Here is a 12,821-nt window from a genome sequence, read left to right on the forward strand (position 1 = left end):
GCCTCACTCTCCACCTTCGTCCAATGACGGGCCGCCGGTGTCTGTCACAAGCCCCACATTGGAAAACCCACCTGCGTTCAGCGCGCCCATGATCTGCATCACCTGCGCATAGGGGATGGCACCATCGGCCCGCAGGAACACACGGTCGCTGCTGCGCTCTGCCGCAATGGCGCGCAGTTTACCAATCAACTCTTCGCGCACAACATCCGTGGTCTGAATTTGCACCCGTCCGTCGGCTGTCAAAGTCACGGTCAAAGGCTCTTCGTTGTCGCCCGGCAAGGCGCTTGCGGCCGTTTTGGGCAAATCCACCGGCACACCAACTGTCAGCAGCGGCGCCGCGACCATAAAGATGATCAGCAGCACCAGCATGACATCCACAAACGGTGTCACGTTGATCTCGGCCATCGGCTGCGCGCGGCCGCGCCGACGCCCACGTCTGCGACCGTTCCCGCCTGAGGATTGCTGAACCGCCGCACCCATGTCAGCTGTCCAACTGGCGCGACAGGATGGTCGCGAATTCGTCGGCAAAGGCTTCATAGCCGCCGACGATCCGGTCACTGTCCGCGCTGAGCTTGTTGTAGAAAATCACCGCCGGGATCGCGGCCAACAGGCCCAGCCCCGTGGCCAACAGAGCCTCGGCAATACCGGGGGCAACAACCGCCAGGTTCGTGTTCTGCTGTTCGGCAATCTCGATAAAAGCATTCATGATGCCCCACACGGTACCGAACAGGCCGATAAACGGGGCCGTCGACCCGACCGTTGCCAGGATGGGTAAACCCTTTTGCAGCGTCTCAGCTTCTTTGGCGATTGCCACATCCATCGAGCGGTCGATCCGCGCCGTGGCACCTGCGATCAGGCCACCATCGGTTCGATGCGACCTGCGCCACTCAATCATACCGGCGGCGAATATCTTCTCGGAACTGCCATCGGGTTGCGTGCCGATATGTTCGAACAGCTCGTCCAGCGGATTGCCCGACCAGAAGGATTCATCAAACACCTGCGCCTCGCGGCGGGCGGCGCGATAGTTGATCAGTTTCTGAATGATGATCGCCCAAGACCAGATGGATGCGCCAACCAGCATCAACATCACCAGTTTGACGATAAAGGTCGCGCGGGCATACAGCCCCCACATGGAGAAATCGATCTCCTGCGCCAGCGCCAGCGTTTCAGCTTCCATGAACCTGCTCTTTGTTTTGCCTGACGGCCGTTCGTTTGGCCTTGTTTTGCCAAACGCTAACGCAGTTGGTTACGAAAAGCCAACATAACCACCCCGGACCGACAAATTGTTACATCAATGCGCGAATCTCTGCCGGAAGACGCACTGGTTTGCCCTGCGCATTCATGCAAACCGCAGTCACCGAGGCCCTAAAAACCTCGGTCTCGCCGCGCTTTACAAGCTGCCCCATGGTCAAACGGACCCCGGAAATCGAGGAAAGCCAGGTTTCAACGATCAGTTCATCGTCAAACTTCGCCGGCGACAGGTAGTCTGCCTCAATCCGGCGCACGACCCATACGATCCCACCGTCCCGCATCGCGTTCTGATCATTTCCCAGACGACGGACATAGTCCGATCGCGCGCGTTCGATGAATTTTAGGTAGTTTGCGTGATAGACGACACCGCCCATGTCGGTATCTTCGTAATAGACCCGGATCGGAAAGACATGCTTGTGAGGGGCGTTGACTTCATTGGCCATGATATCAGGTCCGGTCTTTCAATTGGCATCAATACGTTAAGTTTCGGGCAAACCTTTCCCAGACACAGATGCATGCTTGCCGCTGTTCCTGCAATCCCCTCGTGGGGACAAATTTGGAATCATCGGATGCTCACTATCGATATATTGAAATTTGCCGATTAGTCTTTCTGACAACTGACGTGAAATCGACTGGTGACCGAATGGCTAAGCCCAACACAGAAGAGAGAAAATTCGCTCTTCCGATCCTTCGGGGCGTCTTGCCGCTCAATCGCGCCAGCCTGCCGGCGGAAGTCCTGGCCGGTCTGACCTTTGCCTGTCTCGCGATCCCTGAAGTCATGGGCTATACCAAGATCGCAGGCACACCTGTTGTGACGGGCCTGTACACCATTCTCATCCCGATGGCCCTGTTCGCGCTGTTCGGGTCCTCCCGCCATCTGGTGGTCGGCGCAGATTCGGCAACAGCCGCGATCACTGCCTCGGCGCTTGCGGGAATGGCCGTTTCCGGGTCGTCGGAATACTTGGCACTAGCATCACTTCTGGCCCTCATGGCAGCAGTCCTGCTGATTGCAGCGCGCATCATCGGCCTTGGGTTTCTGGCCGACTTCCTGTCCCGGACAGTGCTGGTCGGCTTTTTGACCGGCGTAGGCATTCAGGTCGCAACCGGAGAGATCCCCGGCCTTCTGGGGATCAAGACCGAAGGCCACGGAACAATCGCCAAGCTGAAAGAGACGATCCTGAACATGGATCAGACAAGCTGGCCAACATTGGTTGTATCGCTGGCTGTTTTGGCAGTAGTTGTCGGGTGCAGAAGGGTTTCCCCCAAACTGCCCGGCCCGCTATTCGCCATTTTGGGGGTGATCGCTTGCAGCTGGGCCTTTCAGTTCACCGAGTCGGGCATCGCCATTCTGGGCGCGGTTCCCAGTGGCCTGCCCGCATTTTCGATACCGGATGTGGACTGGAGTTGGAACTTGTTCAAACAGTTGCTGCCCACCGCGTTGTCCATCTTCGTTGTAATCCTTGCGCAAAGCGCCGCAACTTCGCGGGCCTATGCCGCGCGGTATGAAGAGAAATTCAGCGAGAACACCGATCTCGTGGGGTTGGGCCTCGCCAATCTGGGTGCCGCATTTACGGGGACATTTGTGGTCAACGGCAGCCCCACCAAAACCGAGATGGTGGCGAGCGCGGGGGGGCGCAGTCAGGTCGCTCAGCTAACAACGGTTTTGATTGTTCTAGTGGTAATCCTGTTCCTTACCGGCCCGCTGGCTTACCTGCCAAACGCGGCGCTGTCCGCCGTCGTTTTTCTGATTGGTGTCAAGCTGATCGATCTGAAAGGCTTGACCGCGATTTACAAACAAGCCCGGTCCGAATTCTGGATCGCTGTTGCGACCGCGGCCGTGGTGGTCTTTGTGGGCGTGGAACAGGGCATCATCTTTGCGATGGTTCTGTCGCTGATCGACCATACCCGCCGCGGATATCACCCCAAGAACTCGGTGATCGTCAAAAACGACGACGGCGGATGGCATTCCAAACCCATTTCAACGCCAAACCAGTTCGAACCCGGCCTGGTCATCTATCGCTTTTCTCACAGCCTGTATTACGCAAACACGCAACGGCTTTCGGATGAGATCACGGCAATCACTCGGGATTCCGAAACCGAAGTGCAGTGGTTCTGCATAGAGGCCTCAGCCATCGACGACGTGGATTTCACCGCCGGGTATACGCTACGCAACGTGCAGAAGTTGCTACAAGCGAAGAACATAAAGCTGGTCTTTCTGCTCATCGAACCGCATGTCCGGTCAGAGCTGAACCGGTACGGCATCACCGCTATGGTGGGGGATGATGCCTATTTCGACACAGGCAGCGACCTGTTGAATGCCTTTCACCGGAGCAGCGTCAGCGCCCAATGATTTGGCTCAGGAACCTCATTGAGGCTGATGCAGTCTCGCAAACAAGCGTAGCGCATGAGAGGCATCTTGCGCCGCCCCCGGCAGCACCGGATCATAGGCCGCACGGATCAACCCCGCGATGTCCGGGCGCAGGATCGTCGAACCACCGGCAACCGCAAGCGGAGATTTCGTGCGGAAGGCCGTATCGGACCACAGCAGGACGGTCTGCACCACTTGGCTAAGCGCCAAGGTCTCGGCCGGGACTTTGGACAATTCCTTGTCCATTCGCAGAAACACAAAGGCTGCGCGGATCGCGCCATCTTCCTCAAACCGGAAAACGCGGTACTGGTTGGCGTCCGCTGCGATCAATCGATCAACCAACGGGCCCAGATCAGGAACCAACCGATCCAGATCGGGAACCTCCAAGAGCTCTTTCCAGTCACGGAAAAAGAATACCATGCAATTCGCACCCAGTTCGGGATCGGTCTCGGCCATCTTGTGATCGGCCAAAGACACGACCGCCTCGAAGGCACCTTTCACGGTCGCCAGCGTCTCGTCATCGACACCAAAAACGATCGGCACGATAGGGCGACCCCAGCGCGCGAAAAGGAACTCACCACTTTCACGGGTAAACAGGGCCTGAATCTCGTCCGGTGTCACGCGCAGTCCTTCATCTTTTTGCAAGTGCTCTCGCCGAAGGCATAAAATCTTCGCTGCCCGGCTTCAACCAAACAGATCACTTTGCCCACGTGGCGCGGCCATACCCAGATGCGTCCACGCCTTCTGCGCCAACATCCGCCCGCGCGGTGTTCGCTGAATCAGACCCTGCTGCAACAGATAAGGCTCGATCACCTCTTCCAGCGAATCCCGACTTTCCGAAAGGGCCGCAGACAGGGTTTCAATCCCAACCGGACCACCGGCATAGTTTTCGGCAATCAGTTTGAGGTATCGACGGTCAGCGCCATCCAGCCCCAAGTTATCGACTCCCAACCGCGTAAGCGCGCCATCCGCCAATTCGCGAGTGATCCGTCCGTCGCCTTCGACTATGGCAAAGTCCACCACCCGGCGCAGCAGCCGTCCCGCAATCCGTGGAGTCCCGCGGGAACGGCGCGCGATTTCACGGGCACCTTCGTCATCGGCAGGTGCGCCCAGCTTGCGCGCGTTGCGGGTGACAATCTCGTGCAATTCGTCGACCGTATAAAACTGCAGCCGCGTTGGAATACCGAACCGGTCGCGCAATGGGGTCGTCAGCAGACCCATCCGGGTCGTTGCGCCGACCAATGTGAACGGCTGCAACTCTATCCGCACTGTCCGCGCCGCAGGGCCTTCACCGATCACCAGATCGAGTTCGAAATCTTCCATCGCCGGGTACAGGACTTCTTCCACCGCCGGGTTCAGGCGGTGAATCTCGTCGATAAACAGCACATCCCGCGATTCCAGATTGGTCAGGATCGCAGCCAGATCCCCCGCCTTGGCCAAAACCGGCCCCGAGGTCATGCGGAAATTCACCCCCAACTCGCGTGCCATGATCTGCGCCAGCGTCGTCTTACCCAAGCCCGGAGGGCCATGAAACAACGTGTGATCCATGGCCTCGCCCCGCTGACGGGCGGACTGGATGAAAATGCGCAGGTTGGCGCGCGCCTCGGCTTGACCAATGAACTCGTCCAGCCCTTGCGGTCGAAGCGCGCGGTCGTTGTCCTCGGGCATGGGCTCGGGGCGCAGGGTGGGGTCGGCATCTACCATTCAGTCACCCTTTCGGAGCCAGCAGTTTCAAAGCGGCGCGGATCAGATCCGACTCACCCGCATCAGGCAAACTCGCCGCCGCTTCGGCGACAGCCGAGGCTGCCTCGGACGGTCCATACCCCAGATTGGACAGGGCCGACAATGCCCCGGCAGAGGCCGCTGCCGACCCTGAGGCTGGTCTTACGGCCCGTCTGGGTGCAGGCGCAGGTTCGGACGATTCCACGACCTCCAATTCCGGGCCGTCCATCGCCTCGGTCACGGTTCCGCCCATCGCCATTACACCCGGCGCCTTGTCCTTGAGGTCCAGCACGATCCGCTGAGCAGTCTTTGGCCCTACCCCTTTGGCCGCCTTGACCGCGCCCCAGTCACCCAGCGCAATCGCTCGGCTGACGCCGTCCGGCCCCAAAGCGCTGAGGATGGCCAGCGAGACCTTAGCCCCGACGCCCTGAACCGAGCACAGCAGGCGATGCCATTCCTTTTCGACCAGCGACAGGAAGCCATACAGCTGCATCAGGTCCTCGCGTACGACCATGTCGGTGTAAATCGAGACCGCCTCTCCCACACCCGGCAGCGCCGCCATCGTCCGATCCGAGCAGTAAACGATATAACCAACTCCGCGCACGTCAATCAGCACGTGGTCCGCGGCCCGGTAGTCCAGCCGCCCGGTTAGTTTTCCGATCATGCCCGCACCTCTTTCATGCGCGCCTGTGGTGCCGCGCCGTAGTAGGAGTGGCAGATGGCAATCGCCAGCGCATCCGCCGCATCGGCCCCCTTGGGCTGGCAGCCCGGCAATTGCAATTTGACCATATGAAGAACCTGCTCTTTCTCGGCGTGTCCAACACCCACGACCGTTTTCTTGACCCGGTTGGGCGCATACTCCCCTACCGGCAGCCCTGCTTGCGCCAATGTCAGCAACGCGACGCCGCGCGCCTGACCCAGCTTCAGCGTCCCAGCCCCGTCTTTGTTGACAAAGGTCTGTTCAATGGCCGCCTGATCGGGTTGGTATTCGGCGATGACTTCGACGATTTGATTGTGAAGCGACAGCAAGCGTTCGCCCAGATCGTCCCCGTCAGATTTGCACAACCCGTTGGCAACGTGGCTCAGGCGGCTGCCATGCGATTCGATGACGCCCCACCCCAGGGTCCTGAGCCCCGGATCAATGCCCAAAATCCGCATGTTTTGCCTCGGCCTGCTCGGGTTTTTTGTGATCTTTCTTTCGGATTAGCACGAAGCGTGAACATTTTCCAAGCGAATTGACCAAATGTCTGAAAACGACAGACCTGTTTCACCCGCGACAGAACGGTCAGTTTGCGACCGCAGAAAGTCTGAATTCGACACGATTCATTTCCGGATAATGGTCAATAAATTAAGGGATTTTAATGATCCCAGAGCCCTGCAAAAAACGCATAGGACATTTGCAAATTCCGCACTTGCACAGACGGTTTGGCGTCACTAGATGCCGCTCAGATCGAATGATCAGAACGTTAACCTAAACCAGAAGGAAACAGGATATGGCTGCACTGGACACCACTCGCACCACCACTGGCTCGTTCGGCCTCGTTGGCCGTATCGGCGCAAATTTTGCATCGGTCGTTAACGCCGTTGTCGAATGGAATGACGCCCGCGTGACTCGCAACACGCTGAGCGGTCTGAGTGACCGCGAGCTGGAAGATATCGGACTGTGCCGTGGCGATATTGACGTCGTGGCCGAAGGTCGTCGTTAAGAACGAACACACCACCACTCTAACGCCCCTCTCCTCCCTCGGGGCAAAGTAGAACGCCGCGCATCACCGAATGCGCGGCGTTTCTCGTTCACTTGCACAAAACTCAGGGTAGAATCTTAGTCAGCTGCTCGGAAAGCATTTGCGAGACCGGATCGATCTGCATTACCCAAGCGCCCGCTTTTTCGACCGACGTACCCTCGTTCAAGGCGTCAACCCGGTACTGATAGCCGGATGAGCCGAGGCTGGTCAGCAAAAATGTCTTGAACGCAAACAATCCGACCAGACACATCAGCAGAACCTTCGCCGGAAGCGCAGATTTCACCCTCTGTGGTTTCATGACCACAAGACCGTCTTTGCGCATCGTCGCGCGATAGCCACGGCTTAGTTTTGCGTGTTTTTTGTTCAGACGCGTAACGCGCTGATCAAACTCCAATTGTTTTCCCGTCATGGCAGCCTCCAAAAACCGCCCCCCGATTCCACGTTATGACGGTAAAAACAGATTGCGACAAAAACGAGGCAAAACACTACAAAACTCCTGCAAAAGGCCCAATTTTAGCCCTGTTTGCTTAAGACTAGCGTCGTCCATTCGCCAATTTGGTCGTTTTGCTCTAAATTGAACCCGTTTTGTAAATAAACCGAAATCACATCATCGGCCTGCTCATTGAGGATTCCCGATAGAATTGCGCGGCCTCCAACCCGCAGATTCGCGGCGATTTCGGGGGACAAAGCCACCAACGGGCCTTTGAGGATGTTCGCGAAAATCAGGTCATAGGGCGCGATTGCGTTCAGTTCAGGATGGTCGAAGCCCGCCGCTTCGACGCAACGGACCTGTCCGGACATTCCGTTGGCCTTCAGGTTGGCTTCGGCAACATCCACAGCGACCTCGTCGATATCACTGGCGATGATCTCACCCTCCCAGACCCGCGCAGCCGCCATGGCCAGAACAGCTGTACCGCAGCCGATATCGGCCACTTTGCTTGCCGTGAAACCTTCGTTCAGAAGGCCGTCCAACGCTTTCAGACACCCCAATGTCGTACCATGGTGGCCGGTGCCGAAGGCCATGGCGGCCTCGATCAACAGAGGGATTCGTCCCTCGGGCAGTTTGTCTGCATCGTGGCCGCCATAGACAAAGAAACGCCCGGCCTCGACCGGAGCCAGCTCGCGGCGCACGTGGGCGACCCAGTCCGTTTCGGGCAATTCGGACACCACAAAAGGCTTGGCTTCAAACGCCGCCGCCAGAACGGCCAGTGCGGTTTCGTCCGGAGTTTCGGTAAAATAGCCGCCAACTTCCCACAGGCCCGAACCATCTTCGACCTCAAAGACACCCACACCGGTGGGTTCCGGGTCCAGGCGCTCCATGGCTTCGCCCAGCCCTTCGGCGGCTTTCTTACCGGTCAGAGTCGTCAGCGCGGTGAATGTGGGCATGGGGGCCTCCTGTATCAGTTGATACAGCGCCTATGGCGATGGCCCGCCAAGGTCAAGCGTTCGCGCTTATTCAGCAGGCGCAGGCGCGTATTTCGTAAGGATGGTCTCATTGCCCGGTTCGGGGTGGCGCGGGATCAGCAGAGACAGAAGCAACGATACGATTGCCATCAGGGCTGCCAAGGCAAAGACCGCGCCGGGAGAAACGACCCACAGCAGGCCCAGAAGCGCTGGCAGGAACACAGCGGCGATGTGATTGATGGTAAAGGCTACGGCCGCAGTTGGCGCGATATCCGCCGGGTCCGCGATTTTCTGGAAGTATGTCTTAAGCGCCAATGCCAAAGCGAACAGCACATGGTCGATGACATAGAGGATCGCCGCCAGAACCACGCCCCAACCAAACCAGTAGATGCCACCATAGGCCGCAAAGACGATCGCCAGACCGGCATACTCGAAAATCAGTGTTCGGCGCTCACCGAAGACGGACACAGCTTTGCCCAGCATCGGTGCTGCCGCCATGTTGATCATGAGGTTGATCAGATAAAGGCTTGTCAGTTCGTGGACTTCAAAGCCGAATTTCTCGACCATCATGAAGCCCGCGAAGACGACAAAGATCTGCCTGCGGGCTCCGGCCATGAATTGCAGCGCATAGTACAGCCAGTAGCGGCGACGCAGGACCAGCTTTTTGGTTTGCGGGGTCGGAGAATCGAACTGCGGATAGGCGAACAGGCAGAACAATGCCAATAGTGCCGTCACGCCACCGGCGGCCATGAACACAGTATTATACGACAGGTCAAACCGGTCCCATGTCAGCACAATCAAGCCATACACAACCGCCGTGGCTGCCGACCCCATAGCCACAAGCCATCCCAGAATCTGAGGTGCGCGGTCCTTGGGCAACCATTGCAGTTGCAGCGACTGGTTCACCGTTTCGTAGTAGTGAAATCCGATCGAACTGAAGAGGGTGACAAACAGCAACCCGCCAAGGCTGGGAAACCAGGCCGTCACTGCAGTGGCCACGCCAAGCATCATCAGCGAGATCATCGCCAGCACCTGTTCGCGCACGAAAATGATCACCGCGATCACACCGACCGCCAGGAATCCAGGGATTTCGCGCACCGTGTGCAGCAAGCCGATATCCGCCCCATCGAAATTCGCCACTTCGATGACGAAGTTGTTCAACAGCGCACTCCACCCGTTGAACGCGATGGGCATGGTCAGTGCCATCATGAACAGGAGCGTCACAGGGCGGCGCCAGAACGGAAGGCTCTGCGCCTCGGAGAGGGGCATTGGTTTCAGCATGGGACTCCTGTACGCCCATTTTCCGATTTTGGCGAGAGGTAAGGCGTGCGCGCACAGTCGCTCTGCGCTGATGCAGAGCTCAGTAGAAACTCTGCGGGTCGATATCCACTGTCAAACGCAGGTCCCCCTTCAGGCGCAATGGCGCGATCCAGCGCGCGATCGCGTCCTGAATAGGTGCGCCTTTCGGGGCTTTGACCAGCAATCTCACACGGTGCCTGCCCCTGATCCGCGCAATCGGGGCCGGAGCGGGACCGAAGACCTGTGCCCCAATTTCGCGCAATGGCGCATCGTTGCGGGCCATTGCGTTGCCAATGTCGAACACCGGACCAATTTCGGGGCCAGACAGAACAATCCCGGCCATACGCCCGTAGGGAGGTACTCCAGCGGCCTGCCGCCCCGCAGCTTCGGCCTTCCAGAACCCTTCTTCATCACCGGACAGAATCGCCCGGATCACAGGATGCTCGGGCTGGAATGTCTGCAACAGCGCCTGCCCCGGCTTATCCGCCCGCCCCGCACGACCCGCTACCTGACGCATCAATTGGAAGGTTCGTTCAGCGGCGCGCAGGTCTGCCCCGTGCAGACTAAGATCCGCGTCGATAACACCAACCAATGTAAGTTTCGGGAAATTGTGCCCTTTGGCCACCAATTGCGTGCCGATGACAATATCCGCGTCCCCTTCGGCAATCTCTTCGATCTTGGCCTTCAATGCCCTGGCCGAGCCAAATAAATCCGAACTCAGCATCGCGATATTGGCTTCGGGGAAGGTGGCTTCGGCCTCTTCTGCCAGACGCTCGATCCCCGGCCCAACAGGAGCCAACTTTCCTTCGACACCGCAGGATGGGCAAGCCTCGGGCATCGGCTTGGTCTCGCCGCATTGGTGGCACATCAGGCGTTTCAAGAACCGGTGTTCAACCATCCGCGCATCACAATGGTCACAGGCAATCTGTTCTCCGCAGGCCCGGCACAAAGTTACAGGTGCATAGCCGCGGCGGTTGATGAACAGCAGCGACTGTTCGCCCTTCTCGATCCGCTGCCGCACCGCCTGTCGCAGCGACGGAGAAATCCACGTCCCCGGCTGCATCTGCTCGGCTCGCATGTCGATGGGCTTCATCTCGGGCAGAACCGCCGCGCCAAAGCGTGAGGTCAGGTCGACCCGTTCGTATTTACCCGCCTCTGCATTCGCCCAGCTTTCCAGCGACGGCGTTGCGCTCGCGAGGATGACCCGCGCGCCACAGATAGCCGAACGCAGCACGGCCATGTCGCGCGCGCTGTAGTGGACGCCGTCCTCTTGCTTGTATGAGGTGTCATGTTCTTCATCGACCACAACCAGCCCCAGATTGCGGAACGGCAGGAACAAAGCTGACCGGGCCCCAACGACCAGTTGCGCGTCCCCCTGCCCGACCATACGCCAGACCCGGCGACGCTCGGTCATGGTCGCGCCGGAATGCCACTCGGCCGGGCGCGCACCGAATCGCGCTTCGACCCGCGTCAGAAATTCAGCAGTCAGGGCAATCTCGGGCAGCAGCACCAGCGCCTGCCGCCCCATGCGTAGCGCTTCGGCCACGGCTTCCAGATACACCTCAGTCTTGCCCGAACCAGTGACACCCTTCAACAACGTTGTTCCGTAATCCCCAGACCGCTGGCCTTCCTGCAGTTTTGCAACCGCAGCGGCCTGATCTTCGGTCAACGCCTTGCCCGGCAAATCCGGGTCAAGGTGCGGATAAGGCAAGTCACGAGGGCTGTCTTCTTCCCTTACAGCACCCTGTTTGACCAACCCTTTGACGACCGATGACGTGACCCCGGCCTGTTCGGCAAGTTCTTTCAGCGTAAATGCCAACCCGCCATAATCGCGAAGAACCTCTAACACACGTGTCCGCGCGTCAGTCATCCGATCAGGTTCTCCATTGCCCAATCGGTAAATCTTGCGCATCGAAGGCGGATCACCCAAACCCGGCGCGCGCGTCGCCAAACGCAGCATCGCGGGCATCGGCGTCAGCGTGTAATCAGCGACACGCCCCAGAAACAGCCGCATCTCTTCGCGCATCGGCGCGACTTCAAGCACCCGGATCACCGATCGCGCCTTGGAAAGGTCGAACCCTCCCTGCCCCGGCCCCCAGACAACTCCCAGCACTTTTCGTGGCCCCAGCGGCACCTCGACATAAGCCCCAAGAAAACACCCGCCCTCGGGCGCCTTGTAATCCAGCGTCCGGTCCAGCGGTTGCGTTGTCAGCACCGCAACCAGTTCTCCTTCGTCGAAAAATCCGTTAGCGCTCACGGCACATCCTTCGCAGGGGGTTCCAGCATGGGTCTCTTTGAGGTAAAGGCATCGGCGACCAAGGCCAACCCATCAAAGGACTGCCCTCATGAAATTCTTCGTAGACACAGCCGAGATCGACGCCATCGCCGAACTGAACGATCTGGGCATGGTAGACGGTGTGACCACCAACCCCTCGCTGATCCTGAAGTCGGGTCGTGACATTCTGGAAGTGACCAAGGAAATCTGTGATCTGGTCGACGGCCCCGTCTCGGCCGAAGTTGTCGCCACCGAGGCCGACGACATGATCGCCGAAGGCCGCAAGCTGGCCAAGATCGCTCCGAACATCGCAGTCAAGGTGCCGCTGACCTGGGCCGGCCTGAAGACCTGTAAGACGCTTTCTGATGAAGGTCAGATGGTCAACGTAACTCTGTGCTTTTCGACCAACCAGGCCATTCTGGCCGCAAAAGCGGGCGCTACTTTCATCTCTCCCTTCATCGGCCGTCTGGACGACATCAACCTCGACGGCATGGACCTGATCGCCGATATCCGTCAGGTTTATGACAACTACGGTTTTGAGACTGAAATCCTGGCCGCTTCGATCCGCACCGTGAACCATGTCACCGACAGCGCCCGTATCGGTGCCGACGTGATCACCGCTCCGCCCGCCGTCATCAAGAAGCTGGCCGACCATCCGCTGACCGACAAAGGCCTGGAAACCTTTCTGGCCGACTGGGCCAAGACCGGTCAGAAGATCCTCTGATCTTTTTGCGCGACCGCGCGGCACCGTCAGGTG

The 12,821-nt window shown here is 58.8% G+C and carries 14 protein-coding genes; 3 read left to right on the top strand and 11 right to left on the bottom strand.

Annotation, left to right across the window (positions count from 1 at the left end; genetic code table 11):
- Window positions 1-3 precede the first annotated feature (3 nt).
- From tolR to ybgC, 3 genes are all read right to left on the bottom strand, one after another.
- Window positions 4-480 (bottom strand): protein TolR, encoded by a 477-nt coding sequence (tolR, locus tag ACR0AA_RS10730; protein ID WP_480663137.1) that lies wholly within the window; start codon window positions 478-480, stop codon window positions 4-6.
- Window position 481: 1 nt separating this feature from the next.
- Entirely contained in the window at window positions 482-1,177 is a 696-nt protein-coding gene (gene tolQ / locus ACR0AA_RS10735) for a protein TolQ (RefSeq protein ID WP_480756010.1), read from the bottom strand.
- 109 nt (window positions 1,178-1,286) lie between these two features.
- Complete coding sequence (gene ybgC / locus ACR0AA_RS10740) at window positions 1,287-1,694, bottom strand: tol-pal system-associated acyl-CoA thioesterase (RefSeq protein ID WP_480663133.1); 408 nt, start codon at window positions 1,692-1,694, stop codon at window positions 1,287-1,289.
- Window positions 1,695-1,894: 200 nt separating this feature from the next.
- On the opposite strand from ybgC, the gene ACR0AA_RS10745 reads away from it, so the two are divergent.
- Complete coding sequence (locus ACR0AA_RS10745; RefSeq protein WP_480756012.1) at window positions 1,895-3,601, top strand: SulP family inorganic anion transporter; 1,707 nt, start codon at window positions 1,895-1,897, stop codon at window positions 3,599-3,601.
- A gap of 15 nt (window positions 3,602-3,616) precedes the next feature.
- Here the strand turns inward: ACR0AA_RS10745 and ACR0AA_RS10750 are convergent, their stop codons facing one another.
- From ACR0AA_RS10750 to ruvC, 4 genes are all read right to left on the bottom strand, one after another.
- Window positions 3,617-4,240, bottom strand: coding sequence for a hypothetical protein (locus tag ACR0AA_RS10750; RefSeq protein WP_480663404.1), 624 nt, complete (start codon window positions 4,238-4,240; stop codon window positions 3,617-3,619).
- Window positions 4,241-4,303: 63 nt separating this feature from the next.
- Entirely contained in the window at window positions 4,304-5,323 is a 1,020-nt protein-coding gene (gene ruvB, locus ACR0AA_RS10755; RefSeq protein WP_480663128.1) for a Holliday junction branch migration DNA helicase RuvB, read from the bottom strand.
- A gap of 4 nt (window positions 5,324-5,327) precedes the next feature.
- Window positions 5,328-6,005: a Holliday junction branch migration protein RuvA gene (gene ruvA, locus ACR0AA_RS10760; RefSeq protein ID WP_480663126.1), complete on the bottom strand. Its 678-nt coding sequence runs from the start codon at window positions 6,003-6,005 to the stop codon at window positions 5,328-5,330.
- Complete coding sequence (ruvC, locus tag ACR0AA_RS10765) at window positions 6,002-6,499, bottom strand: crossover junction endodeoxyribonuclease RuvC (protein ID WP_480663123.1); 498 nt, start codon at window positions 6,497-6,499, stop codon at window positions 6,002-6,004. Before ruvC ends, ruvA begins: the two co-directional genes overlap by 4 nt.
- 335 nt (window positions 6,500-6,834) lie before the next feature.
- Here ruvC and ACR0AA_RS10770 point away from each other — a divergent pair, with 335 nt between their 5' ends.
- The gene (locus ACR0AA_RS10770) at window positions 6,835-7,047 is read left to right on the top strand and encodes a DUF1127 domain-containing protein (RefSeq protein WP_239335939.1); all 213 of its coding nucleotides are present in this window, start codon (window positions 6,835-6,837) and stop codon (window positions 7,045-7,047) included.
- A gap of 103 nt (window positions 7,048-7,150) precedes the next feature.
- Here ACR0AA_RS10770 and ACR0AA_RS10775 read toward each other — a convergent pair whose 3' ends face one another.
- The 4 genes from ACR0AA_RS10775 to ACR0AA_RS10790 all read right to left on the bottom strand — a co-directional run bounded on the left by ACR0AA_RS10775 (window position 7,151) and on the right by ACR0AA_RS10790 (window position 12,046).
- On the bottom strand, window positions 7,151-7,495 hold the full coding sequence (locus tag ACR0AA_RS10775) for a hypothetical protein (RefSeq protein ID WP_480663121.1): 345 nt from the start codon (window positions 7,493-7,495) through the stop codon (window positions 7,151-7,153).
- 104 nt (window positions 7,496-7,599) lie between these two features.
- Window positions 7,600-8,472, bottom strand: coding sequence for a 50S ribosomal protein L11 methyltransferase (locus ACR0AA_RS10780; RefSeq protein ID WP_480756015.1), 873 nt, complete (start codon window positions 8,470-8,472; stop codon window positions 7,600-7,602).
- Between the two features lie 66 nt (window positions 8,473-8,538).
- Window positions 8,539-9,771 carry an MFS transporter gene (locus ACR0AA_RS10785; RefSeq protein WP_480663117.1) on the bottom strand — a complete coding sequence of 411 codons (1,233 nt, stop codon included), beginning with the start codon at window positions 9,769-9,771 and terminating at the stop codon, window positions 8,539-8,541.
- A gap of 79 nt (window positions 9,772-9,850) precedes the next feature.
- Window positions 9,851-12,046 (bottom strand): primosomal protein N', encoded by a 2,196-nt coding sequence (locus ACR0AA_RS10790; RefSeq protein WP_480756017.1) that lies wholly within the window; start codon window positions 12,044-12,046, stop codon window positions 9,851-9,853.
- Between the two features lie 88 nt (window positions 12,047-12,134).
- Between ACR0AA_RS10790 and fsa the strand changes: the two genes are divergently transcribed.
- Window positions 12,135-12,788: a fructose-6-phosphate aldolase gene (gene fsa, locus ACR0AA_RS10795; protein ID WP_152457215.1), complete on the top strand. Its 654-nt coding sequence runs from the start codon at window positions 12,135-12,137 to the stop codon at window positions 12,786-12,788.
- Window positions 12,789-12,821 lie beyond the last annotated feature (33 nt).

The sequence above is a fragment of the Ruegeria sp. CE8 genome, from assembly GCF_056537465.1.